Genomic DNA, 24,830 nt, shown 5'->3' with positions numbered 1-24,830 from the left:
ACTACCGCACTGCACGAAATCCAGAAAACGGAGAAGCCGCAGCGCTGCCGAGGCTGCAAGAAAAGTGGTCGCATGACGGTACAAATCGATATCGGGGAAATGACAGGCGGCGCACGCGCCGGTCTTGATCTGGAAGAACTGCTGGCAACGCGCCTTCTGGTGCAGGGCAATTCCGGCTCGGGAAAGTCGCATCTCCTGCGCCGGCTTCTTGAACAGTCCGCGAGCTGGGTCCAGCAGGCCATTATCGATCCCGAAGGCGACTTCGTGTCTCTGGCAGATAAGTTCGGCCATGTCGTTGTCGATGCGGTCGGCACCGAAAAGGATCTTCAGATGATCGCCGCACGGGTGCGCCAGCACCGGGTATCGGTGGTACTCAATCTGGAAGGTCTTGATGCCGACCGGCAAATGAAGGCGGCTGCAACCTTTCTCGACGGCCTGTTCGATGCGGACCGCGATCTCTGGTATCCGATGCTGGTCATCGTTGATGAAGCACAGCTCTTTGCACCTGCCGCCGCCGGCGAGGTGACCGAGGAGGCCCGGCGCCGTTCCCTCGGAGCCATGACCAACCTGATGTGCCGCGGCCGCAAACGCGGACTGGCCGGCGTCATTGCCACCCAGCGTCTCGCCAAGCTTGCCAAGAACGTCGCCGCAGAAGCGTCCAACTTCCTGATGGGCCGTACGTTCCTGGATATCGACATGGCGCGTGCTGCCGACCTTCTCGGCATGGAGCGGCGCCAGGCCGAAAGTTTCAGAAATCTCGACAGGGGTCACTTCATCGCTCTCGGACCGGCCATGTCGCGCCGTCCCGTTCCGGTCAAGATCGGCCCGGTGGAGACCATGGGGCGGGGCGGAACTCACAAACTGCTGCCACTGCCGGAGCAGCCCAAGGAAGACGCCAAGGATCTGATCTTCACGCCGGGAGCGGACGAAGTTCAGCCGGTCCGCCAGCGTTTCGTCGAGCCTGTGGTTTCGACCGGTGACGTGCTCGATCAGCTCAGCAGTGCAGAACGTGCTAGCGCTGAAGACGTGCCACAGGCTGAGAGCCTGCTCGATTTTGGCGAACGCGAGCAGAAAATTTCGGAAATCATTGCAGGTATTCTGGAAGACGAGGAAGCTGCGTTCCAGCCGATTGCAACGCTGTATCAGGACTTCCAGGTCCGCTGCCGCATTTCCAAATTGGCGGGCGGCGCACCGGACCTGCAGACTTTCCGAGAAAAGCTCTCCGTTGCCCGTGCAGGCGTTGAAAAGGGCGAAATGGACGACGGAGCCTGGGCCCAGGCGGAACTGATCGCCTCCGAATTGCCGGAAGACATGCGCGGTGTGTACCTGTTGCTGGCAAAGGCCGCGATCGCGAAGGCGCCATGTCCCGGCAACATTGAAATTGCCACCGCCTACGGCACACGGTCTCCCGGCAGGGCGCGTTGGCTGTTGAGCCATATGGAAGAACGCGGATTTCTTGTCTGCGCCACCGACTTGCGCGGCAATCGTATCGTGACGCTGACCGACCTTGGCTGGCAAACGGCACCGGGTGACGAAGCCGCCGCCTGACGCGGCCTTTCCAGCACACTGACTGGCGAGATTGCAAACTTTCGCGCATGCTTTTGCAGAAGACTGCAAGGGAGGCAAACATGACGCTGGAAGAGACCATCGACATCTATTGTGCAGCCTGGTCTGAACGTGACCCATCCTATCGGCAGGATCTGCTCGGCAGGTCCGTAGTGGAAGATGTCAGATACACGGACCCGGAAACCGATGTGACCGGTATCGCTGCGCTGGTTGACCACATCTCCGGCGTTCTGGCCAAAAGGGTCGGTGCGAAGATCCTTCGGACCAGCAGTGTCGACAGCCACCACGGTTCAGCGCGGTTTGCCTGGCAGATGGTCAATGCGGACGGAACGGTGCTGCCGGAAGGACTTGATGTCGTCTGGATTGACGACCAAAGCGGCAAGCTGAGCGCGGTCTTCGGCTTCTTCGGGCCACTGAAGCGGGAAGGGTGACTGGCAATGGTTCCACGCCAGATCTCGCGCTGTTCACGCAGGCACTGAAATCTGAACGCTCTTCAAGTGCAGTCTGCCCTTTGGGGGCCGAAGGTCTGCACGGCAATGACAATCAAATCGCCGGACGCATCCTGCGGCCCGGCTCAGTCCGGGTTGCTTCCGCCGGTTTCGATGCCAGCAGATAGTCGAGTTGTGAAAGCTCCACCGAAATGCCGTCGATCGTGCGTGTGAGCACGCTTTCCAGATAACTGCCGCCAGGAGACCTGTCCCGGATCGCGATAGCCCGCTCCCGCGCCTTGCGCAGGTAAAGCATCATGGTGCGGACCTCGCCGCGCGTGACGGAGGTCAGTTGTTCCGTGCCTGGCGTCGACGCGGCAGCGGAGGAAACAGCGCAGGAATGCGCAACAGCAGTGTCGGCGAGCCGCATCGATCTTCTCCAGTGTTCCTGTTTTGTTCTTTTTACGTCAGCTCGTATTTTCATTCAAGTGTGGAATCTCAAAACAGCTATTTCCGAGAACGGGAAATATGCCGGGCAAAACAAAAAAAACCGGGCTCGCACAAGGGTTTGCGCGAACCCGGTTTGTGAGGTTATGTGCCTGACTTAAGCAGCGCGAACGCGGCTCAGGAAGTCTGCAATGGTGGCCTGCAAGCCCTGGGCATGTTCGGAAACCGACTGGGAGACCGACAGGACGTCGGCTGCCGAGCTGCTGGTTTCCTCGGCTGCCTGCATCACGTCGCCAACGCTGTTGCTCATGTCGCTGGTGCAGCTGGCTGCCTGCTGGACATTGTGGCTGATCTCGTTGGTGGCATCACCCTGCTGCGAGATCGCCGCGGCAATGGCCGCCGTGAACTGGTTGACCTCTTCCATTGTGCTGGCGATTTCCTGGATCGAGCCGACGGCATTGCGTGTCGAGGACTGGATACCGGTGACCTGCGTGGAGATCTCTTCCGTCGCCTTGGCGGTTTGCGTGGCCAGTTCCTTCACTTCCGCGGCAACCACCGCAAAGCCCTTGCCGGCTTCTCCGGCGCGAGCGGCTTCGATGGTGGCGTTCAGCGCCAGCAAGTTGGTCTGTTCGGCGATCGCCTGGATGAGGCTGACCACTTCACCGATCTTCTGCGCGGCGCTGTCGAGGCTTCCGACCTTGTCGTTGGAATCGTTGGCGGCACGGGTAGCGCTCGTGACGACTTCCTTCGTCTGGCCGATCTGGCGACCGATTTCGGAAATCGAGGCGGACAGCTCTTCAGCGGCGGAGGCCACTGTCTGGACGCTGCTCTGTGCAACTTCGGAAGATCCGGCAACCGATGAAACCTTGGCGGAAGTGTCGCGCGCGATCGCATCGAGAGAAGCCGCGGTCTGCTCCATGCGCTTGCTGTTGCCGCTGACCTGGTCGAGAACGGCGTGGACGTCGCGCTCGAAGGTTTCGATCAGGGCTTCGACAGTCTTCTGGCGCTCCAGCTGGCTGTGTTGGGCCTGCTCGGTGTCGTTCTGCAGCGACCGCCGTTCGGTTTCGTTTTCAACGAAGATTTCCAGCGCACCGGCCATCTGGCCGATTTCGTCCTTGCGGTCGAGATAGGCCACCGGCGTATCGACATCGCCTTCGGCAAGCTTGCGCATGCGAGCGGTCAGCATTTGCACCGGTCCGGCAATTGTGGAACCAAGCATCCACATCAGGAACGTGCCGGCTACCAGCAGGCCGAGGGCGAGCAGCAGGCTCATCTGCATGGTGGAATTGGCGCTTGCCAGAAGTTCGCTCTCGTCAACGGCGACAACGATGAACCAGTGCTGGCCGGTGCCGTCCAGTTCGAAGCCCTTGATGGCTTCCACGGTACCGTTTTCGGTCGTGAAGGCAGCTTCATTCTTGATCGACTGGATCTTGCCGACCATTGCCGCATCGGCCTTCTGGCCGAGGAGGGCTGCGTCCGGATGGGACACCCATACACCGGTTTCACTGAGAAGGCCGACATAGCCGCTTTCATAGGTCTGGCCGGCGCTCACCGCCTTCTGCAGGCCTTCCAGCGACACGTCGATGGTGGCGCCACCGATGCCGCGTCCGGAAGCATCCTTGATCGGCGAGGAGGCTGTCGCCATCAGCACGTCGACATTATTGACCGGGTAGAGATAGGGCTCGGTGACCGTGTCGTGGCCCAGGTTCTTCGGCTTGTCGTACCACTCTTCAGAGCCGCTATCGCCACCGAACAGGAGCGGTTCCCAGGCGACTTTTGCACCGTCGTTATAGAAATACGGAATGAAGCGTCCCTTGTCGTCGGAGAAGTTGGCGCCTGCATTGTCCGCGTCATTGCCGGCCATGTCCGGTTCCAGGATCGCACCGCCGCCGACAAAATGTTTGTTCTGGCTGATCTGGTGCTGCATCACGGCTGCATAGGCGTTGCGATCGCTAACGCCGGCTTGCTGCATTCCCTCCAGGGCATCGGCCGCAGCGCGGGCCGCAAGCTGTGCCTGTGCCAGTGTCTTGCCGGCATCCAGAGCAAGTGCCTCGGCAGTCTTGCGGATGAGATCTTCACCCGATTTTTGCGACGTGGCCTGGGTCATGAAGGTGACGGCAAGAATAAGCGTCAGGAATCCAACCAGGAACACGCCGCTCGAGGCGAAAAAGATTCGATTTCTAAGAGACATGAAAAGCTCCAACGGTGAGACTGCGGGAACCCTAGGAGACGCACGTAAAGCAAAGCTTACGTTCTGCGGCTTTTTTGCATTGCGACAGGAGAAAATCCGGCGCGTTCGCAAAAGCATCGACATGCCGCTTGATCCCGGGGATCAAAATGGTTACATATGCAACTAAATTCATCTCCGAACCGGGAGGACGTCATGGATCAGAGAACCGACAGCAATCAAAATCTAGCTGGAAACGGCCGTAACACGGCGGATCTGGAATATATGCCGGGCTTCGGCAACGATTTTGAAACCGAGGCTCTGCCAGGCGCCCTGCCGCAGGGTATGAACAGCCCGCAGAAATGTGCCTACGGCCTATATGGCGAGCAGTTGTCCGGCACCGCCTTTACCGCGCCAAGCCATCAGAACGAGCGGACCTGGTGCTATCGCATCCGCCCGTCAGTCAAGCACACCAGCCGGTTCAGGAAGATCGACCTGCCTTACTGGAAGTCGGCTCCGAATGTCTGCGACGACGTGGTTTCGCTCGGCCAGTACCGCTGGAACCCGGTGCCACACACGGATGAAGGCCTCAACTGGCTGACCGGCATGCGCACCATGACGACAGCCGGCGACGTCAACACACAGGTTGGCATGGCCAGCCACATCTACCTGATCACCAAGTCGATGGAGGACGAATATTTCTACTCCGCCGACAGCGAATTGCTGGTAGTTCCGCAGGAAGGCGTCCTCAGGTTTTGCACCGAGCTGGGCGTGATCGAGCTGGAGCCGAAGGAAATCGCAATCCTTCCGCGCGGCCTCGTTTACCGGGTCGAGCTGGTGGAAGGTCCGGCGCGCGGGTTCGTCTGCGAGAACTACGGCCAGAAATTCGAACTGCCGGGCAGGGGGCCGATCGGAGCCAATTGCATGGCAAACCGCCGTGACTTCAAGACGCCTGTCGCGCACTACGAGGATCGCGATGCCCCGTCGACGGTGACGGTGAAATGGTGCGGCCAGTTCCACGAAACAAAAATCGGCCACTCGCCTCTCGACGTTGTTGCCTGGCACGGCAACTATGCGCCCTGCAAATACGACCTCAGGAACTATTGCCCGATCGGGTCGATCCTGTTCGATCATCCCGATCCGTCGATCTTTACAGTGCTTACCGCTCCGTCCGGCGTTCCGGGCACCGCCAACATCGACTTCGTGCTGTTCCGCGAGCGCTGGATGGTGATGGAAGATACCTTCCGGCCCCCCTGGTATCACAAGAACATCATGTCGGAGCTGATGGGCAACATCTACGGCCAGTACGATGCCAAGCCGCAGGGCTTCATTCCCGGTGGCATGAGCCTGCACAACATGATGCTGCCGCATGGGCCGGACAACAATGCCTTCGAAGGCGCTTCGAATGCCGACCTGAAGCCGGAAAAGCTCGACAACACAATGTCCTTCATGTTCGAGACCCGTTTCCCGCAGCACCTTACGGAATTCGCCGCCAAGGATGCTCCGCTGCAGGACGATTACATTGACTGCTGGGACTCGCTGGGCAAAAAATTCGATGGCACGCCCGAAGGGACCTGGAACAAATAGCCAAATCATCCAGGATTTGACCAACCGCAAACGGCAGATTGATCCGCACCGGTAGGTTACCCTGAACCTCCGGCGTCCCGCCGGGGGCGGACAAGAACAAAGGCAGGAAGCCGCTGGAGGCTTCCCGGGAGAAACATCGCCGGGCACCACGGTCTGGCGAACATTAGGAGCTGAAAACCCGATGAAACTGGCAACGCTCAAGGATGGCAGCCGCGACGGCAAGCTGGTGGTGGTCAACGACCGCCTGACCTTCTGCACCGACGCAAGTCACATCGCGCCGACTTTGCAGGCAGCGCTCGATGACTGGGAACATGTGGCGCCGAAGCTGGAACTGCTGGCCGAGAGCCTGTCTCACGAAGCCGTACCGACGCTGCGTTTCCATGAACACGATGCTCATTCGCCGCTGCCGCGTGCCTACCAGTGGGCGGATGGTTCGGCCTACGTCAACCATGTCGAACTGGTGCGCAAGGCGCGCGGTGCGAAGATGCCGGAAAGCTTCTGGACAGACCCGCTGATGTATCAGGGCGGTTCCGACACATTCCTCGCCCCGCGTGATCCGATCTCCATGCGCGATGAGGCCTGGGGCATCGATATGGAAGGCGAAATTGCTGTCGTCACCGGCGATGTACCGATGGGTGTCAGCGCGGAAGCCGCGCGCGATCACATCCTTCTTGTGCTTCTGGTCAACGACGTTTCCCTGCGTGGCCTGATCCCGGCAGAACTCGGCAAGGGCTTCGGCTTTTTCCAGTCCAAGCCGTCTTCCGCCTTTTCGCCGGTTGCCGTCACGCCGGATGCGCTCGGCGATGCCTGGAAGGGCGGCAAGCTTCACCTGCCGCTGCATGTCGACCTCAACGGTCAGCCGTTCGGCCGCGCAAACGCGGGCATCGACATGACCTTCGATTTCGGCCAGCTCATTGCCCATGCGGCAAAGACCCGGCCGCTCAGTGCCGGCACGATCATCGGTTCGGGCACGGTCTCCAACAAGCTGGACGGTGGTCCGGGCAAGCCGGTGGCAGACGGTGGCGTCGGTTATTCCTGCGTTGCCGAGATCCGCATGATCGAAACGATCAACACGGGCGAAGCCAAGACGCCTTTCCTGAAGTTCGGAGACACTGTCCGCATCGAAATGCTCGACACCGAAGGCCATTCGATCTTCGGCGCCATCGAGCAGACCGTGGAGAAATACGAAGGGTAGTGATCGGACCTTCCGGGATCTCGACACCATTTTCGGCAAGCAGCCCCTCCGCCTAGTGGGGAGGGGCTCGGGGGTGCGATTTTCCATCCACGAGAAAGACAAGAGCGCAGCGTTGGGTTGAGCCCTTCCGCCGCCAGAATATTTCAGGGAGAGGGCAATGCCTCACGTCGACCCGCTTGACCGGGCGGATCTGCCTCAGTTCGAGGAAAAATTCGCGCGTTACGATGAAATCCGCGGCTTTCTGCCGAACTCGATCCTCACCATGGCGCGCCGACCGAATATCGCCAAGGCGTTCATGGAACTCAACCAGGCCATCCTTTATGAAGGCACGGTGCCGGAAGACCTGAAGATGATGGTCGCACTCATGACGTCCATGGCGACCGGCTGCCGCTATTGCCAGGGCCACATGGCCAATCTGAGCCACGTCTACGATGTACCGGACGAAAAGATTGCCGCCGTATGGGAATGCGAGACTTCGCCGCTCTTTACGGAGGCCGAAAAAGCGGCGCTGGTGCTGGCCCGCGAGGCCGCAGGTGTTCCGAACGACGTGACCGAAGCTCATTTTGCGGCGCTCAAGCCGCATTTCAACGACGCCGAGATTGTCGAGATCGTCGCTTCGATCGCGCTCTTTGGCTACCTCAACCGGTGGAATGACACCATGGCAACCACAATGGAAGCCCATCCGGCTGCCGTCGCCAAAAAGGCGATGCCCGCATGGGACGAAGGCAAACACGGAGCCTCTGAATGAGCAAGCAATTCGCATCCGCCGGAGACATGACCGAGAAGAAGATCTCCTTCACCGAGATCGGCAAGGATCTCTGGGCCTTTACCGCTGAAGGTGACCCGAACACCGGCGTCATCATCGGCGACGACAGCGTCATGATCGTCGAGGCGCAGGCGACCCCCGAACTCGCCAACAAGGTCATTGAGAAAGTGCGGTCCGTCACCGACAAGCCGATCAGCCACCTTGTGCTCACGCATTACCATGCCGTTCGCGTGCTGGGGGCTGCCGCCTATCGGGCGCCGACCGTGATCATGAGCCAGAAGGCCCGTTCGATGGTCGTGGAACGGGGCGCGGAAGACAGGGAATCCGAATTCATGCGCTTCCCGCGTCTGTTCATGGGCTATGAAAACGTCAACGACATTCCGCCTCTGACCTGGCCAACCACCACCTTCAACGACCGCATGACTGTCTATCTCGGCAAGCGCCGGGTCGACCTCAGCTTCCTTGGTCGCGCCCACACGGCCGGAGATATCGTTATCCACGTGCCGGACGCGAACGTCATGTTCACCGGCGACATCGTCGAATACCACTCGGCCTGCTATTGCGGCGACGGCCATTTCAACGACTGGCCGACAACGTTGGAAGCGATCCGTTCTTTCGATGTGGAGGCTATCGCGCCTGGCCGCGGCGATGCGCTGGTCGGCAAGGAGATGGTGGGCAAGGCGCTGACCAACACCGCCGATTTCGTCTCTTCGACCTATCGGCCGGTAGCCCGGGTCGCCCAGGGTGGCGGATCGCTGAAAGAAGCCTGGGACGCCTGCCGTGCCGAATGCGATCCGAAGTTCAAGGATTACGCCATCTACGAACACTGCCTGCCGTTCAACGTTGCCCGGGCCTATGACGAGGCTCTCGGCATCGACACGCCGCGCATCTGGACGGCGGAACGCGACGCCAAGATGTGGGCGGATCTGCAGGGCTGACCCATGAACACTGTCCTGGACCACCTCCGCCTGATGGCCCGCAACAACGCCTACGCGAACGAACGTCTTTACGACGCCTGTTGCCGGTTGTCGCAGGCGGAGTTCGAGGCGGAAAGAACCGGGTTCTTTCCCTCGATCCGGGAAACGCTCAACCACAATTGGGAAGTGGACCGATACTATCTGGATGCCTTGAAGGAAGAGGGGCAGGGGCTGTCGATATTCGACACGCCGCATCTTGCCTCTGCAGCAGGACTCAAACCAGCCCAGGAGAGTGTTGACGAGGCTATGATCGCATTCTGCGACCGGATGGTGGAAGGAGACCTGGACCGGAATGTCGCTCAGGACCGGGGCACGAGCGGTGTCTTTCACGAGACGATCGCCAACACGTTGCTGCATCTCTTTCAGCACCAGATCCATCACCGGGGGCAGGTGCATGCCATGCTGGCAGGAACGAGTGTTGCGCCGCCTCAACTTGACGAGTTCTTTTTGGAGTTCGATCGCCACCCGTCGGCGCAACGGTTCTGGGAAACTGGCTAGCGCTTCGGTGCAAGGATCAGCAGGGCGAGCCAGGTGAGGCCACCTGCAAGAACTATGATCTCGCTCACCACGATGGCGATGCCGACCATGCTCCAGTTGTCGGCAAGGACGGTGGCAGGAGCGGCGATGAGAAGCGCAAGGGCGACCGCGGACATCAGTCCGGCAATCAACCGGAATGTCCAGCGTCGGCCGGATGTCAACATGTTCTGGCGTGTCAGGACTGGCATGTCACACCTCCTTCTTGGGGGATTGTCTAACGAAAACGCGCAAGCCCCCCTGCGGGTTCCGCGAAACAGGCAAAGGCGAACCGGTTCACGATGCCGGTACGCCTCGGCAATTGGGAGAAACGCCTGTGACCAAGTTGTTTGAAGCGCCGCTTTATCCGTACAAGCGGTCCCAGGATCAGGATGCAGCGACACCCGTTCGCCATCCGGTGGTGATCATTGGAGCCGGACCGGTGGGCCTCGCCACGGCTATCGATCTGGCTCAGGCGGATGTGCCGGTCGTCGTTCTCGATGACAATGACAAGGTTAGCGTGGGCTCACGGGCAATCTGCTTTTCCAAGCGCTCGCTGGAAATCTTCGACCGGCTGGGCTGTGGCGACGAGATGGTCGACAAGGGCGTCGTCTGGAACGTCGGCAAGGTGTTTTTCGGTGACCGGCAGGTCTACGATTTCAACCTGCTTCCGGAGCAGGGGCACAAGCGCCCGGCCTTCATCAATCTGCAGCAATATTATTGCGAACTTCATCTGGTCGAGCGCATTCGCGCTCTGCAGGTGGAAGGCAAGCCGGTGGAAATCCGCGGTGGCAGCCGGGTTGCGAACCTCAACCAGCGGGACGACCACACGCTGGTGACCGTTGAAACGGTCGATGGTGCCTACAATCTGGAAGCGGAGTGGCTGATTGCCTGCGACGGGGCTGGTTCGCCGTCCCGCCGGATGCTCGATCTCGATTTCGTCGGCCGGGTGTTTGAAGACAACTTCCTGATTGCCGACGTCATCATGAAGGCGGATTTCCCGACCGAACGCTGGTTCTGGTTCGATCCGCCCTTCAACAAGGACCAGTCGGCTCTTTTGCACAAGCAGCCGGACGGGGTCTGGCGCATCGATCTTCAGCTTGGCTGGGACATCGACAAGGAAGAAGAAAAGAAACCGGAAAACGTCATTCCCCGGCTCAAGCAGATGCTGGGCGCCGATGTCGAATTCGATCTGGAGTGGGTGTCGATCTACACATTCCAGTGCCGCCGCATGGAAAAGTTCCGCCATGGCCGGGTGATCTTTGCCGGCGACAGTGCTCACCAGGTGTCGCCTTTCGGTGCGCGTGGTGCCAACTCGGGGTTCCAGGATGCCGACAATCTCGGCTGGAAGCTGAAGCTGGTCATTGACGGCAAGGCTCCGGAGAGCCTTCTGGACAGCTATGCTTTTGAGCGCGAAATGGCCGCAGACGAGAATATCCTGCAAAGCTCGCGTTCAACCGACTTCATTACTCCCAAATCGGAAATCAGCCGTATTTTCCGTGATGCGGTGCTGGACCTTTCCGAACATCACGCCTTTGCCCGGCCACTGGTCAATTCCGGGAGACTGTCCGTTCCTTGCGTCTATGACGGTTCGAAGCTCAATGGACCGGATGTGGAAGGCCTGCCCGCGCGCACAAGACCGGGAAGCCCGGCTGTGGATGCGCCTCTGGCAGACGGCTGGCTGCTGGACTGGCTTGGCAGCGGCTTCCATCTGCTTGGCATCGGCGCCGAAGTACCCGAGAAGCTTCTAATCGACGGTATCGAAATTACCGGTGTCAGCATTGCGACTTCCGCAGCCGGTCAGGAGCTAAAGGATCGCTATCTGGGTGACGAGACTTCGGCTGTCTATCTGATCCGGCCAGACCAGCATGTGGCGTCGCGCTGGACAGACTATGACCGCACTGCGGTCGAAAACGCATTTGCAATTGCACTCGGGAAAGGCGGAGAGGCCTAATGGCGGAGATTGTCACCAAAGCGAACCTTGAAACGCCCGACGGGTTTTATGCTGATCTGCTGACCGCCCATGAAGGTCTTACAAAGGCCGAAAGCGATGCGTTCAATGCCCGGCTGATCCTGTTGATGGCAAACCAAATCGGTGAGCGGCAGGTGCTCGAAAAGCTGCTTGAGGCCGCCAAACAATAGGTCGAACATGGCGTTGCGCAGGTGCTGTTGCCGTACGCATTGAGGCTTTTGACGAGGGTGTGAGAGATTCGCCCAATCACACCCTCGGTAGAATTTCAGTTTCACCTGATAGCGATGCAGGTAATCGGAATTATTTTGGGCAAAAATAATTTTCAGAAAAATGTCCAGTATCGCCTTGTCGATAAAGACTAAAAAACGCCCGATTTAATTCGTGACGGCTAACAAAAGTCGAACCCGAAATTTTTCACCAATTGTTTATCTGCCCACACCTTCAATCGCGGCAAGTGCGGGGGAAACAATGTCCAGGTTACTTACACCTTTAAAGAATGTGCGCCTTTCTGCGAAAGTAGGCGGTGGCTTTGCAGCCATGATTCTGGTCGCCGCCGCGGTCGGTGCAGTGGGTGCGGTCGCTATTCTCGGCCTCAGAACACAGTCGGATGTCAGTGCGAAGGCAACAACCGCAATGGCAAACCTTCAGCAGGTCGCACAAGCGCAGGAAGCCTATCTCTCGGATCGTACACCGGAGCTGGCTGACGCAGCCCGGTTTCAGATTGAACAATTGGAAACTGCGCTGGTCACGCTCGACGGCGTCTCGGGGCCAGGAGAGGGCGAAACGGCCACCGCAGAGGCCATCTCGCTGGTAGGTCAGCTTGGTGGCGAGTTTGATGGTGTCGTGCAGGCTGTCGAGAACAGGCAGGCTCAGGTCGACAAGTTGCTGCGGTCCGCTGTCAATCTGGCAACCATCGCTGCCCAGATCAACGACAAGATGAGCAAGATCCAGCGTGATGCGGGCGGCGCCGCCAAGACCGCATCAGGCACACGCAACCGGGCTGACAAGGTCGGGCGCATGTTGTCGGATATGGAAGACCTCGTCGCCGGTCTGGAAGGCAGGATCGCCGAGGTGAGTGAAGGTGCTGATCTTCCGCCTGAAACGGTGGCAGCCATTGTGGAGGGCACGCAGACCCTGGCAAAGACGGCAGCGAAGGCCGGAAAGCTGAAGGTGGACGGCGTCGACCCGGCAAAGGTCAAGGAATTGGCGGACATGGCGGCAGCGCTCGGTGAAAAACTGCCGAAGCCGGAAGCGGACGGTGCTCGGCCGGCACCAGTGTCGGCTGCCGTTGCTGCGGATCTCTTAGCGGGACTGGAGAAACTCCACACTCAGGCCTCTGCCTTGCGCAAGACGGTTTATGCGGCAACCGATGACGCCAAGTCGATTGCCGGCAAGGCAACGTCGAAACTCGGTATCGTCGATCTCGTCAATGTGAACGTGAACAAGTACCAGAACGCGTCCCTGGATATTCGCTCTGCGACAATGGAGTATTTTGCCGGCTTCGATACAATTGGTGCGGAAGAGGTTCTCAACCGTATCGAAACGCTGCGCTACCTCGCCAATCTGCTGAAGGCGGACAGTGCCGCTTTCCCGGAAATCGCGGATGCCATTGCGTCGATCGAGGCGGAGGTTGGCACTTATGAGGCCGAATTCGCCGCCATGGTCACCGCGAAGGATGCGTTTGATGTCAGACGGACAGAGCTTGTTGCACTGTCCGGCAAGGTTCGCAGCGTCATCACGGCCCTCACGGAGGCTCAGTCCGCGGGAGCTTATGCGCGGGCCGATACCGCGCTTGGGCTGATCGCGGTTGCACTCGTCGTTGCCGTTGCAGCCGGTGGATTGCTGGCCTTTGTTCTTTCTCTCGTGATCACGCGCCCGACACGGGCTTTGACCGAAGCCATGGGCCGCCTCGCGGAGGGGGATATCGACGCCACCATTCCCTCGACTGATCAGCGGGACGAAATCGGAGACATGAGCCGCACCGTTCAGGTGTTCCAGGAAAACGCCCGCGAACGGATTCGCCTGGAAATCGAAGCGAATGCCCATCGCGAGGCCCAGAATGCGCGTCAGCAGGACGTCGAAGATCTGATCCAGAACTTCCGAGGTGAGATCCAGGGACTTCTTGGTGCGCTGGACGAAACGGCCGCCGGCATGTCCAACACAGCTTCGGCACTTGGCGGCATCGCGGAAAGCAGCGCGGAACAGGCAGGCGATACTTCCAGGGTCAGTGAAGACGCCAGCATGAGCGTTGAAAACGTTGCCGGTGCGGCCGAGGAACTTTCGGCATCCATCGCCGAAATCGGGGAACAGGTACGCCGGTCTTCCGACATCGTCACGTCGGCGACGAGCGCGGTACACGAGACCAATGGCAAGGTTCAAGGACTGGCGGAAGCTGCCTCGAAGATTGGCGAAGTGGTCAACCTGATCCAGGCGATTGCCGAACAGACCAATCTTCTGGCGTTGAACGCCACCATCGAAGCGGCTCGCGCAGGCGAAGCAGGCAAGGGCTTTGCCGTTGTGGCCGCCGAGGTCAAGGAACTGGCGACACAGACTTCGAAGGCAACCGAAGAAATCTCGTCCCAGATCCAGACCATTCAAAACTCCACCAGCGAAGCCGTCGCGGCCATCGGGGCAATTTCCGACACGATGGAAGAGGTCAACGGTTACACTCAGGGTATCTCGGCAGCCGTTACCCAGCAGGGCGCGGCCACCAACGAGATTTCCGGAAATGTGCAGCGGGCGGCCCAGAGTACGCAGGCTGTTCAAACCAATATGTCCAGCCTCGCCCGGGCGGTTGGCGATACCAAGGAAGCATCGGGGGATGTTCTGGCTGCTTCAGGTGACCTGAGCAACCGCAGCAACGCTCTGAAGCAGGGAATAGAAACCTTCCTGGCCCGCGTTGCAGCAGCTTGACGGCAAACGGGAATGGCAACACTTCGGCACCCCACCGGACTCCGATCCGGTGGGGTGTTTTTTATTCGATTGATACATCGGCATGACACGCTTCAACCTTAATGCAGGAACAAGGTTGGGCTTGCCCGGTGACGCCGCATTCTTCCTGAGGTGGTTCGCCCGGCGAAGGCACATGAAGACAAGAATGATATTGCAACTCATTCGCAACAAGCTTGACAGTTGCGAATGAGTTGCAATATCACTTGCAGAAATGATGTTCGAACCGGGATATGGTGATGTTGAAAAAACTGCTTCTGACGGTCTCTCTTGCGGCACTTGCAGCCGGACCGGTAAACGGCGCTTCCGCACAGGACAAAATGAAAGTGGTGACCACATTCACCGTTCTTGCCGACATTGCGCAGAATGTTGCCGGGCAGACCGCCGAAGTGGTCTCGATCACCAAGCCGGGTGCGGAAATCCACGGTTATGAGCCGACACCGCAGGACATCGTGCGGGCATCCGACGCGGACCTGATCCTGTGGAACGGCATGAACCTTGAGCGGTGGTTCGAGCAGTTTCTGTCCAACCTAGGCGACATCCCCTCCGTAACCCTGACAGACGGGATCGAACCGATCTCGATCGCGTCGGGTTCCTATGAAGGAAAGCCGAACCCGCATGCGTGGATGGGCCTGGACAACGCGCTGATCTATATCGACAACATCTCCAAGGCATTTGCCCAATACGACCCGGAGAATGCGGAGGTCTATGCCGGCAACGCGGATGCCTACAAGGCAAAGCTGCGCGAAACCATAGAGCCGCTGCGCCAGGCCGTTGCCGATATCCCGGAAGACAAGCGCTGGCTGGTGACCTGTGAAGGCGCGTTCAGCTATCTCGCTCGCGATTTCGGCATGAAGGAACTGTACCTCTGGCCGATCAACGCCGATCAGGTCGGCACGCCGCAACAGGTCCGCTCGGTGATTGACGGGGTGCGTGAGCACGACATCCCGGTCGTCTTCTGCGAGAGCACGGTCAACACTTCGCCTGCCAAGCAGGTGGCCCGGGAAACCGGCGCGAGATACGGCGGCGACCTTTATGTCGATTCCCTGAGCGAGGCGGACGGCAAGGTGCCCACCTATCTGGATTTGCTGAAGGTCACCTCGAGCACGGTGGTCGAGGGGCTGAAATCCAATTCACAGTGATGGCCCGTAATAAAGACTGCCGGGCAGCATGACCCGATGTTGCCCTTGATTGTGTCACAGTAACTTCGGATTGTACTGGAAAGCCTACATGCTGAATGTCATCAAGGACCCGGTTATGGATATGCCCAACGTCAGGGACGATGGCGGAATTGCCGCCGAAGACGTTACGGTTACCTACCGGAACGGACATACGGCACTCTGGAACGCCAGCTTCTCGATCCCGCGCGGCACCGTCACGGCTCTGGTCGGCGTCAATGGCGCGGGCAAGTCGACGCTGTTCAAGGCCATCATGGGGTTCGTGCCCACAGCCAAGGGGCGCATCCGGATCCTGGATATGACCGTCCGGGAAGCCCTCAAGAAGAACCTCGTCGCTTACGTTCCCCAATCGGAGGAAGTCGACTGGTCATTCCCCGTTCTGGTGGAAGACGTGGTGATGATGGGCCGTTATGGCCACATGGGGTTTTTGCGCCGACCAAAACCAGCGGACCATGCCGCGGTCGACCAGGCACTAACCCGCGTGAACATGCAGGATTTCCGGCATCGGCAGATTGGCGAACTTTCCGGCGGTCAGCGCAAGCGCGTCTTTCTCGCCCGCGCTCTTGCCCAGGACGGCCAGGTGATCCTGCTGGACGAACCTTTCACCGGCGTCGACGTGAAAACCGAGGAACAGATCGTGGCGTTGCTGCGGGAGTTACAGGCCGAGGGCAGGGTGATGCTTGTCTCCACCCATAACCTCGGTTCCGTTCCCGAATTCTGCGACAGGACGGTGCTGGTCAAGGGAACGGTGCTCGACTACGGGCCAACCGCGACAACCTTCACCCGTCAGAACCTGGAGAAGGCCTTTGGCGGTGTGCTGCGCCATTTCACCATTTCCGACCAGACCCTGCACACGGATGGTGATCAGCGTACAGTGACGATCCTGACCGACGACGAGCGCCCGTTCGTTCAATACGGCGACGAAGTGCAGACAAGAGAGGCGCGCGACTGATGGAGCCTTTCAGTTTCGCCTATCTTCTCGAACCCTTTCAATACGGCTACATGACCAATGCCATGTGGGTTTCCGCACTTGTTGGCGGGGTTTGCGCGTTTCTGTCGTCCTACCTGATGTTGAAAGGCTGGTCGCTGATCGGCGATGCCCTGTCTCATTCGGTCGTGCCGGGGGTGGCCGGTGCCTATATCCTGGGCCTGCCGTTTTCCCTTGGGGCCTTCCTGGCGGGCGGACTTGCAGCCGGGGCCATGCTGTTCCTGTCCGAACGTTCGGGCCTGAAGGTCGACGTGATCATCGGCCTGATCTTCACGTCCTTCTTCGGCCTTGGTCTCTTCATCGTTTCCATTAGCCCAATGTCGGTCTCGGTCCAGACGATCACCATGGGCAACATTCTGGCCATCACGCCGGAAGATACCCTGCAACTGGCCATCATCGGCTTTGTGTCGCTGGCGATCCTGACGCTCAAGTGGAAGGATTTGATGGTCACTTTCTTTGACGAAAGCCATGCCCGCACAATCGGTCTGAGGCCCGGTCTCCTCAAGGCAATCTTCTTCGTGCTTCTGTCCGCTTCCGTGGTTGCGGCCATGCAGACGGTCGGGGCCTTTCTCGTTATTGCGATGGTGGTCACGCCCGGTGCGACAGCCTACCTCTTGTGCGACCGCTTCCCGCGCCTGATCCTGACCTCCATCGCGATCGGCACGCTGACCAGCTTTGCCGGGGCCTATATCAGCTACTTTCTGGACGGGGCCACAGGCGGTATCATTGTCACCTTGCAGACCCTGATCTTCCTGTTCACATTCGTTCTGGCGCCAAAGCACGGCCTTCTGGCCGCCAGGCGCAAGTCGGCGGAAGCCCTGCGCCGGGGATACGCTGCGGACGTTGCGAAATCAGAAGCGGGAGATCAGACCTGATGGACCTCGAGACACTGCTTCTGCCGTTCAAGTTCCCCTTCATGCAGAACGCGTTTCTGATCTGCGTGATCGTGTCCATCCCGACAGCTCTCTTGTCGAGCTTCCTGGTGATCAAGGGTTGGGCCCTGATGGGGGACGCTGTCAGCCACGCGGTGTTACCAGGCATCGTACTGGCTTACATCTTTGGCATACCATTGATCGTCGGCGCTTTTGCCGCCGGCATGGTTTGTGCCGTGCTGACGGGTTACCTGTCAGGCAACAGCCGGGTGAAGCAGGATACCGTGATGGGGGTCGTGTTTTCCGGCATGTTCGGTGTCGGCATCGTGCTTTACGTCTCGATCCGGACAAACGCTCATCTGGACCATATCCTGTTCGGCAACATGCTGGGTGTGGAGAAGCACGAGCTTGTCACCGCAGGCGTTATTGCCCTCGTTGTCGGCGGTGGGCTGGTGCTGAAGTGGAAAGACCTTCTGTTGCACAGTTTCGATCCGGCCCAGGCTCAGGCCTCCGGTTTGCCGGTAAAGCTGTTGCATTACGGCCTTCTGGCGGCACTGTCACTGACGATCGTGGCAACGCTCTCTGCTGCGGGCCTTATCCTGGCGGTTGCCTTGCTCATTGCACCGGGGGCGATCGCATTCCTTTTGGTCCGCACCTTCAAGTCGATGCTTTACGTGTCGGTGCTGGTCTGCATGGTGTCAATGGTCGCAGGCACCTACGCCAGCTTCTTTCTGGACAGCGCACCGGCCCCCACCATCGTCCTCATTTTGACAGCCGTTTTCATCGCCGCGTTTGCCCGCCGCCAGATCCTGACCCGGCAAGCATCCCTGCGCCGCGTTGACGACGCCGCATAGGGACAGATCCTGCCATCCTGAAAGAGAACCGGTGCCGGACGTCGGCACTGGTTTCGGGCAATCACTACGCTATCTGGATAGAAATCCCGGCCAGAAGACGCTCTCGCGGCGGTTCCGGCAGTCAGTTTCTATATCATAGGTAGAATTTGCAAAGATGGAACAACTCATTGGCGTGAATGTGTGTCGTTTCGCTTACAAATTGGTACACCTTATCGATTGTTGGCATACGGGAATTGCCGTAGATAACTGGTTTCAGGAAACAACCGTTTTCGGCAGTGCCGGCAAGTTCTGATCGGAGTTCCAATTGTCAATTTGGAAACAGCTCGTTCTCACCCTCCTGGTTGTCATCGTGGCGGCGGGGCTCTGGGTTCGTTATTATCCGGGAGCCGGCGCGCATCTGTCCGCCTGGGGGATCGACTGGCTGGATTTTGCCGTCGCCGATGCAGCGCCAAGCGGAGGTGATCAACCACGGCGTGGCCGGGGTGGGCCGCAAGGTGCCGTCGTTGCAACGCCGGTCGTCGAAATCACGATCAATGACCGTCTTTCGGCGATCGGTACCAGCACGGCACTGCAGTCTGTTGCCGTGACGCCTTACACAAGCGGCCGCATGACCGAGGTGCTGGTCAAGTCCGGTGCCACCGTGAAGGCCGGAGATGCCATTGCCAAACTGGATCTGGACGCCGAGCAGATCGCCGTCGAGAGAGCCGCAAATGCTCTGAAAGATGCCGAGGCCCGGCTTCAGCGTATGCAGGTGCTGCGGAAAACCAATACGGCTACGGCTGTTCAGGTGACAGACGCGGAACTCTCGGTAGACAATGCGCGGCTGCAACTTCGCGAAGCCGAACTGGCGCTCTCCCGCCGCTCCATCGAAACTCCGATCGCCGGCGTGGTCGGCATTCTTCCCATTACCGCAGGCAACTACGTTTCCTCGCAGACCGTCATCGCAACCATTGACGACCGCAGCGAAATTCTTGTCGATTTCTGGGTTCCGGAGCGGTTCGCCTCTGCTATCGCAGTGGGATCTCCGATCACCGCCACGTCGGTCGCCCGCCCGGGTGAAACCTTCGAGGGTGTCATCAGTGCCGTCGACAACCGCATCGATATCGACAGCCGCACACTTCAGGTTCGTGCCCGTTTTCCGAACAAGGCCGACAAGTTGAGAGCCGGCATGTCGTTCCAAGTCTCGATGAAGTTTCCCGGCGACAAGTATCCGGCGGTTGATCCGCTGGCCGTGCAATGGGGTTCCGACGGTGCCTTCGTCTGGGCCGTGCGTGAAGGCAAGGGCGTTCGTGTCCCGGTCAGCATTATCCAGCGCAACACCGACAGCGTGCTGGTCGATGCGGAGCTGACGGTCAACGACGAGGTCGTGACCGAAGGCATTCATCTGGTTCGCAACGGGGCCGACGTGACGGTTGCAGACCGCAAACAGGCTCCGGCATCGGACACTCCGGCGACAACTGCTTCCAGCCAAAGCGGTTCCTGAGAATTGACCTGAAGGTCTTGGAGAGATTGCCATGCAGATGGACCGTTTGAAGGAACTTGGCATCACCGGCCTGTTCGTGCGGCGTCCGGTTCTTGCCTTCGTGATCAACATGCTGATCGTGGTTGCGGGGATCGCGGCAATTTTCGGCATCGAAGTGCGCGAACTGCCCGATGTCGACCGCCCGGTCATCACCGTCAGCACGGACTATCCGGCCGCAGCTGCCGAGACCATCGACCGTGAAGTGACCGGTGTCATCGAAGGCGCAGTGGCACGTGTCTCCGGAGTGAAGTCTATCTCTTCATCGTCCTCCTTCGGTCGAAGCCGTGTGACCGTGGAATTTTCCGATGATGTCGATCTGGACGTTGCCGCTTCCGACATGCGCGATGCGCTCGGGCGCATCACCAACGATCTGCCCGAGGACGCCGAGCCTTCCCGTATCATCAAGGCTGATGCCAACGCCCAGCCGGTACTGCGCTTGGGTCTGACTTCCGACCGCATGTCGGTCGAGGACATGACGGTGCTGGTGGAAGACGAGATTTCCGACGTCCTTGCCGCTGTTCCAGGTGTCGCGGACGTCCAGGTCTACGGTGACCGCGACAAGATCTTCCGGATCGACATCGACCAGGCCAAGATGGCCAGCCTCAATCTGACCATCGCGGATGTGGCCAATGCCCTGTCCTCCATGGCCTTCGATACGCCGGCAGGCTCGCTGACCAGTCAGAACCAGGATCTGATCGTCCGCGCCACGGCTTCCATTGATACGCCTGAAGAATTCGAAAGTGTCATCATCAATCGCCGTGCAAGGCTCCGCGACTTCGTGACGGTGACCCTTGGCCCGGATCTGGGCCAGACACAGCTGCGCGCCAACGGCAAGTCGGGCATCGGACTAGGCGTCATTCGCTCGGCCCAGTCGAACACGCTCGAGATTTCGGAAGGCGTTCGCTCCGCGGTCGACCGTATCCAGGAGAACCTGCCCGAAGGCATGACCATCGAGGTCACCAGCGATGACGCCACCTTCATCAATGGCGCCATTCATGAAGTCGAGATTGCCCTTGCCATCTCGGTCAGCATCGTTCTGCTGATCATCTTCATTTTCCTGTGGGACTGGCGGGCAACCATCATTCCGGGCGTGTCCCTGCCGGTGGCGCTGATCGGCACACTTGCGGCGATCTATCTTGCCGGGTTCTCCATCAACATCCTGACGCTGCTGGCGCTGGTTCTGGCAACAGGCCTTGTGGTCGACGATGCCATCGTGGTGCTGGAAAACATCGTGCGCAGGCGAAACGAAGGCATCGGACCACGCGCTGCGGCGGTTCTGGGTGCCGAAGAGGTCTTCTTCGCGGTGCTGGCGACAACGGCGACGCTGATTGCCGTGTTTGTACCGCTCTCCTTCCTGCCGGGGCAGACCGGCGGGCTGTTCCGCGAATTCGGCTTCGTACTCGCCATCGCGGTGTTCCTGTCCTCCATCGTGGCGCTGTCGCTGTGTCCCATGCTGGCCTCGCGCATTCTCAAGAGCAAACCGGCCGGCAAGGCCGATGGTCACGGGGGCGGTGCAGGCGGTCTGGGCCGGATGTTGAGCGCTCTCTACAGGCGCTGCCTGCATGCATGCCTTGATGCGCCGATGGTGGTTGTGGCTATATCGCTGCTGTTTGCAGCCACCGCGGGTGTCCTGTTTCCCACCATCAAGTCGGAACTGACGCCGACTGAAGACCGCTCGATTGCCTTCATGCGCATTTCCGCGCCTCAGGGCGTGAGCCTCGATTACCTGTCTCAGCAGATGCGCCAGATCGAAAACCTGCTGGAGCCTTACCGGGAAAGCGGCGAGATTAACAGCACCTTCTCGATTGCGGGAACAGGCGGTTCCAAGAACAGCGGCTTCATCGTCATGCGTCTGGCGCCGTGGGACCAGCGCGAGCGGTCGCAGCAGCAGATCCTGTCCGAAGTCAGTGCGCTTGTGCGCGATGTACCGGGTGTGCGGGCCTTCGCCTTCCAGCCTAACAGCCTCGGCATTCGCGGTGCCGGGTCCGGCCTTCAGTTTGCCGTCGCCGGCAGCAACGACTATGCGACGCTCGGCGCAACGGCAGACAAGATCATCTCGGCGATGGAGCAGGATCCAAGGTTCCGGCAGGTGCGCCTGTCCACCGAGGCCACCCAGCCGCAGCTTTCGGTTTCCATCGATCGCGAACGCGCCTCCGACCTCGGCATCGACATCAACGGACTGGGCACGGCCATGCAGGCCATGCTGGACGGTCGCAAGATCGGGCAGGTTTTCATCAACGATCAGGCCTATGACGTGAAATTCGTCTCCACGTCCAATCCGATCAACGATCCGACGGACATGGAGAACATCTTCATCAAGACAGGTGATGGCCGCTTCGTACCCGTGTCGACCATTGCCAGCCTGGTGGAAAAGGCCGTGCCGCCTTCTCTTGCAAGGGAACAGCAGCTGCGCTCCGTTGCTGTTACGGCAGGTCTTGCCGACGATTTCGCCCTCGGCAATGCGTATGAGGAAGCGCTGAAGATCGCCGAACCGTTGCTGCCGCCCGGTGCCCGTATCGTGCCGCTGGCGGAAACGGCAACGCTGGGTGAACAGTCATCCTCCATGGCGCGCACGTTCGGCTTTGCGATCATCATCATCCTGCTGGTGCTGGCGGCCCAGTTCGAGAGCTTCATCAGTGCCCTCATCATCATGGCGACGGTTCCGCTTGGCCTGGCCTGCGCTGTCTTCGCCATGCTGCTGACTGGGACGACACTCAACGTCTATTCCCAGATCGGCCTCGTGCTGCTTGTGGGCATCATGGCGAAGAACGGCATCCTGATCGTGGAATTTGCCAACCAGCTTCGGGATCGTGGGCAGGGACTGCGAGAAGCGATCGAGAATGCCTCGAACATCCGCTTGAGACCGGTGATGATGACCATGATCTGTACCATTGTCGGCGGCGTGCCGCTGATCATGGCAAGCGGGGCAGGGGCAGAAGCGCGAATTGCCCTGGGGTTTGTCATTGTCGGAGGTCTGGGCCTTGCGACTGTCTCGACCCTGTTCCTCACGCCGGTTGCCTATCTCCTGCTCGGACGGTTCATCACACCGGCCGTTCAGGAAGAAGAGCGCCTCCACAAGGAACTGGACGCGGCAAGGACGATCGGTCAACAGCCGGGCGAGTGACAACACTGGAAAGCAGGCTTTGGGCTGGCTTTCACCCAAACGCAGTCATCCCGGATACAGCGCAGCTGAGATCCGGCATTGGAGACCCGGTTCGCGCCAGTTGGGGCAGGTGACCGGGTATCTTCAAAACCGAAAGACCAGTGCCTCTCCGATCCCGGCTCACGCTGCGCTTGGCCGGGATGACGATGGGGAGGCTGGTTTTGACAGTGAGCAAAGGCTGCCACCCAACTTTTGGTTTCTCGGCGCAGTTTCCCCTTTCAGTTGGTCATCTCGGACGCAGCGCAGCGAAGATCCGGGATCGGGGTGCCGGTGCAGATGAAATGGGCACCTTAATATCCGAAAGACCAATGCCGCTCCGATCCTGATTTGCGTCACGCATAGTCGGATTGGCGAGCAGAGGCATCGCGAAAAAAGAAACCGCCCGTATGTCCACGGGCGGTTTTTGTTTTTGCCTTACCGCCCGGTGATGGCCGGGAAGAACAGCAGGATACCTACGGCGAGTATCTGCAGGGCGATGAACGGCAGCAGCGAGCGGAAGATCGTTGCCAGCGTTATGCCCGGTGGGGCCACGCTCTTGAGATAGAAGGCGGCAGGCCCGAACGGCGGTGACAGGAACGACACCTGCATGTTCATGCAGAACAGAACGCCAAACCAGACAGGATCGTAGCCGAGATCCTTGATGATCGGCACGAAGATCGGCATCGTCAGCAGCGCGATCCCGACCCAGTCCAGGAACATGCCGAGCACGAACAGGATCAGCATCATGAACAGCAGGATGATGGTCGGATTGTCGGAGATGCCGGATATGAGGGCCGAGACGAACTTGATGCCGCCCATCAGGTTGAACACTCCGACCAGAGCACTTGCACCGATGCCGATCCACACGATCATGCCGACGGTCTGAAGCGTCTGCAGGGCAGCGCCTTTCAGAAGCTCGAGTGTAAATTCCCCCCGAACCACCGTCGACAACAGCACCCCGGCAACGCCGACCGCCGATGCCTCGGTGACACTCGCGATGCCGCCGTAAATGGAGCCAAGCACGCCGGCAACGACGGTAAGCGGCAGGATCAGACCCTTCAGGAGGCGGAGTTTTTCCGCCATCGGCACAGGTTCATCGTCCTGTACCGGTGCGATGGCCGGATTGAGGTAGGCCCGGATCAGGACGTAGGCGACATAAAAACCAGCCAGCATCAGACCCGGCAGAAAGGCGGCGGTGAAGAGATCGCCGACCGAGACGTTGGCGGTAAGGCCGTAGATGATGAGTACGATGGACGGCGGTACCATGGTGCCGAGCGCACCGCCTGCGCACACGACGCCGATGGCTAGGTGCTTGTCGTAGCCGAGGCGCAGCATCTGGGGCAGCGCAACAAGGCCGAGCAGCACGACTTCGCCGCCGATGATGCCGCTCATGGCCGCCAGGATCACTGCCACGACGATGGTCTGGATAGCGACCCCGCCGCGCAGGCGTCCGCCCAGCAGCTTCATGGCGTCGAACAGATCTCTGGCGATGCCTGATCGATCAAGGATTGCCGCCATCAGAACGAACATCGGCACGGAGACGAAGACAAAGGAACCGACGAAGGAGTAGACGCGGCTGGTGATCAGCGGCACGACCATGGGGCCGAACCAGCCGAGCGCGAAGATCAGCGCAACCAGCAGGGTGACGAAGGCAAGCGGGATGCCGGAGACCAACAGGACCAGCAGCATCGCGAACATGAGCAGCGT

Annotated in this window: 20 protein-coding genes; 16 read left to right on the top strand and 4 right to left on the bottom strand. The window is 59.7% G+C overall.

What is annotated here, in order from left to right; all coding sequences use genetic code 11:
* Nucleotides 1-72 precede the first annotated feature (72 nt).
* Nucleotides 73-1,548 carry an ATP-binding protein gene (locus tag FIU93_RS26035; protein ID WP_031268989.1) on the top strand — a complete coding sequence of 492 codons (1,476 nt, stop codon included), beginning with the start codon at nucleotides 73-75 and terminating at the stop codon, nucleotides 1,546-1,548.
* A gap of 80 nt (nucleotides 1,549-1,628) precedes the next feature.
* The gene (locus tag FIU93_RS26030; protein ID WP_152507193.1) at nucleotides 1,629-1,997 is read left to right on the top strand and encodes a nuclear transport factor 2 family protein; all 369 of its coding nucleotides are present in this window, start codon (nucleotides 1,629-1,631) and stop codon (nucleotides 1,995-1,997) included.
* Between the two features lie 112 nt (nucleotides 1,998-2,109).
* Here the strand turns inward: FIU93_RS26030 and FIU93_RS26025 are convergent, their stop codons facing one another.
* Both FIU93_RS26025 and FIU93_RS26020 read right to left on the bottom strand, forming a co-directional pair.
* On the bottom strand, nucleotides 2,110-2,424 hold the full coding sequence (locus FIU93_RS26025) for a hypothetical protein (RefSeq protein WP_075284171.1): 315 nt from the start codon (nucleotides 2,422-2,424) through the stop codon (nucleotides 2,110-2,112).
* A gap of 174 nt (nucleotides 2,425-2,598) precedes the next feature.
* Nucleotides 2,599-4,632: a methyl-accepting chemotaxis protein gene (locus FIU93_RS26020; protein ID WP_173017413.1), complete on the bottom strand. Its 2,034-nt coding sequence runs from the start codon at nucleotides 4,630-4,632 to the stop codon at nucleotides 2,599-2,601.
* Nucleotides 4,633-4,824: 192 nt separating this feature from the next.
* On the opposite strand from FIU93_RS26020, the gene hmgA reads away from it, so the two are divergent.
* The 5 genes from hmgA to FIU93_RS25995 all read left to right on the top strand — a co-directional run bounded on the left by hmgA (nucleotide 4,825) and on the right by FIU93_RS25995 (nucleotide 9,631).
* The gene (gene hmgA / locus FIU93_RS26015) at nucleotides 4,825-6,195 is read left to right on the top strand and encodes a homogentisate 1,2-dioxygenase (protein WP_152507191.1); all 1,371 of its coding nucleotides are present in this window, start codon (nucleotides 4,825-4,827) and stop codon (nucleotides 6,193-6,195) included.
* 181 nt (nucleotides 6,196-6,376) lie between these two features.
* A complete protein-coding gene (locus FIU93_RS26010; protein ID WP_077290443.1) occupies nucleotides 6,377-7,390 on the top strand; it encodes a fumarylacetoacetate hydrolase family protein in 1,014 nt (337 codons plus the stop codon).
* Between the two features lie 157 nt (nucleotides 7,391-7,547).
* Complete coding sequence (locus FIU93_RS26005) at nucleotides 7,548-8,138, top strand: carboxymuconolactone decarboxylase family protein (protein ID WP_023000075.1); 591 nt, start codon at nucleotides 7,548-7,550, stop codon at nucleotides 8,136-8,138.
* On the top strand, nucleotides 8,135-9,094 hold the full coding sequence (locus FIU93_RS26000) for an MBL fold metallo-hydrolase (protein WP_023000076.1): 960 nt from the start codon (nucleotides 8,135-8,137) through the stop codon (nucleotides 9,092-9,094). Before FIU93_RS26005 ends, FIU93_RS26000 begins: the two co-directional genes overlap by 4 nt.
* Before the next feature lie 3 nt (nucleotides 9,095-9,097).
* Nucleotides 9,098-9,631 (top strand): DinB family protein, encoded by a 534-nt coding sequence (locus FIU93_RS25995; protein ID WP_152507190.1) that lies wholly within the window; start codon nucleotides 9,098-9,100, stop codon nucleotides 9,629-9,631.
* Here FIU93_RS25995 and FIU93_RS25990 read toward each other — a convergent pair.
* Nucleotides 9,628-9,858 (bottom strand): hypothetical protein, encoded by a 231-nt coding sequence (locus FIU93_RS25990; protein ID WP_023000078.1) that lies wholly within the window; start codon nucleotides 9,856-9,858, stop codon nucleotides 9,628-9,630. The genes FIU93_RS25995 and FIU93_RS25990 overlap by 4 nt on opposite strands.
* A gap of 125 nt (nucleotides 9,859-9,983) precedes the next feature.
* On the opposite strand from FIU93_RS25990, the gene FIU93_RS25985 reads away from it, so the two are divergent.
* The 9 genes from FIU93_RS25985 (at nucleotide 9,984) to FIU93_RS25945 (ending at nucleotide 23,105) form a co-directional block, all read left to right on the top strand.
* Nucleotides 9,984-11,600 (top strand): FAD-dependent oxidoreductase, encoded by a 1,617-nt coding sequence (locus FIU93_RS25985; RefSeq protein WP_152507189.1) that lies wholly within the window; start codon nucleotides 9,984-9,986, stop codon nucleotides 11,598-11,600.
* Nucleotides 11,600-11,788, top strand: coding sequence for a DUF2783 domain-containing protein (locus tag FIU93_RS25980; RefSeq protein WP_023000080.1), 189 nt, complete (start codon nucleotides 11,600-11,602; stop codon nucleotides 11,786-11,788). Before FIU93_RS25985 ends, FIU93_RS25980 begins: the two co-directional genes overlap by 1 nt.
* Nucleotides 11,789-12,086: 298 nt before the next feature.
* Nucleotides 12,087-14,531, top strand: a complete 2,445-nt coding sequence (locus FIU93_RS25975) for a methyl-accepting chemotaxis protein (protein WP_152507188.1) — start codon at nucleotides 12,087-12,089, stop codon at nucleotides 14,529-14,531.
* A 269-nt stretch (nucleotides 14,532-14,800) separates the two neighbouring features.
* Complete coding sequence (locus FIU93_RS25970) at nucleotides 14,801-15,709, top strand: metal ABC transporter substrate-binding protein (protein ID WP_209010235.1); 909 nt, start codon at nucleotides 14,801-14,803, stop codon at nucleotides 15,707-15,709.
* An 88-nt stretch (nucleotides 15,710-15,797) separates the two neighbouring features.
* Nucleotides 15,798-16,697 (top strand): manganese/iron ABC transporter ATP-binding protein, encoded by a 900-nt coding sequence (locus FIU93_RS25965; protein WP_062489545.1) that lies wholly within the window; start codon nucleotides 15,798-15,800, stop codon nucleotides 16,695-16,697.
* Nucleotides 16,697-17,608: a metal ABC transporter permease gene (locus FIU93_RS25960; RefSeq protein ID WP_152507186.1), complete on the top strand. Its 912-nt coding sequence runs from the start codon at nucleotides 16,697-16,699 to the stop codon at nucleotides 17,606-17,608. The genes FIU93_RS25965 and FIU93_RS25960 overlap by 1 nt, the downstream gene beginning before the upstream one ends.
* Nucleotides 17,608-18,459 carry a metal ABC transporter permease gene (locus FIU93_RS25955; RefSeq protein ID WP_152507185.1) on the top strand — a complete coding sequence of 284 codons (852 nt, stop codon included), beginning with the start codon at nucleotides 17,608-17,610 and terminating at the stop codon, nucleotides 18,457-18,459. The genes FIU93_RS25960 and FIU93_RS25955 overlap by 1 nt, the downstream gene beginning before the upstream one ends.
* Before the next feature lie 304 nt (nucleotides 18,460-18,763).
* The gene (locus FIU93_RS25950; RefSeq protein WP_023001561.1) at nucleotides 18,764-19,942 is read left to right on the top strand and encodes an efflux RND transporter periplasmic adaptor subunit; all 1,179 of its coding nucleotides are present in this window, start codon (nucleotides 18,764-18,766) and stop codon (nucleotides 19,940-19,942) included.
* Nucleotides 19,943-19,973: 31 nt separating this feature from the next.
* On the top strand, nucleotides 19,974-23,105 hold the full coding sequence (locus tag FIU93_RS25945; protein WP_152507184.1) for an efflux RND transporter permease subunit: 3,132 nt from the start codon (nucleotides 19,974-19,976) through the stop codon (nucleotides 23,103-23,105).
* 453 nt (nucleotides 23,106-23,558) lie between these two features.
* Here FIU93_RS25945 and FIU93_RS25940 read toward each other — a convergent pair whose 3' ends face one another.
* Entirely contained in the window at nucleotides 23,559-24,821 is a 1,263-nt protein-coding gene (locus FIU93_RS25940) for a TRAP transporter large permease subunit (protein WP_051990172.1), read from the bottom strand.
* Nucleotides 24,822-24,830: the final 9 nt, after the last annotated feature.

Source organism: Labrenzia sp. THAF35, assembly GCF_009363595.1.
Classification (GTDB): Bacteria; Pseudomonadota; Alphaproteobacteria; order Rhizobiales; family Stappiaceae; genus Roseibium; species Roseibium algicola.
This window is presented reverse-complemented; position numbering and strand designations above follow the sequence as displayed.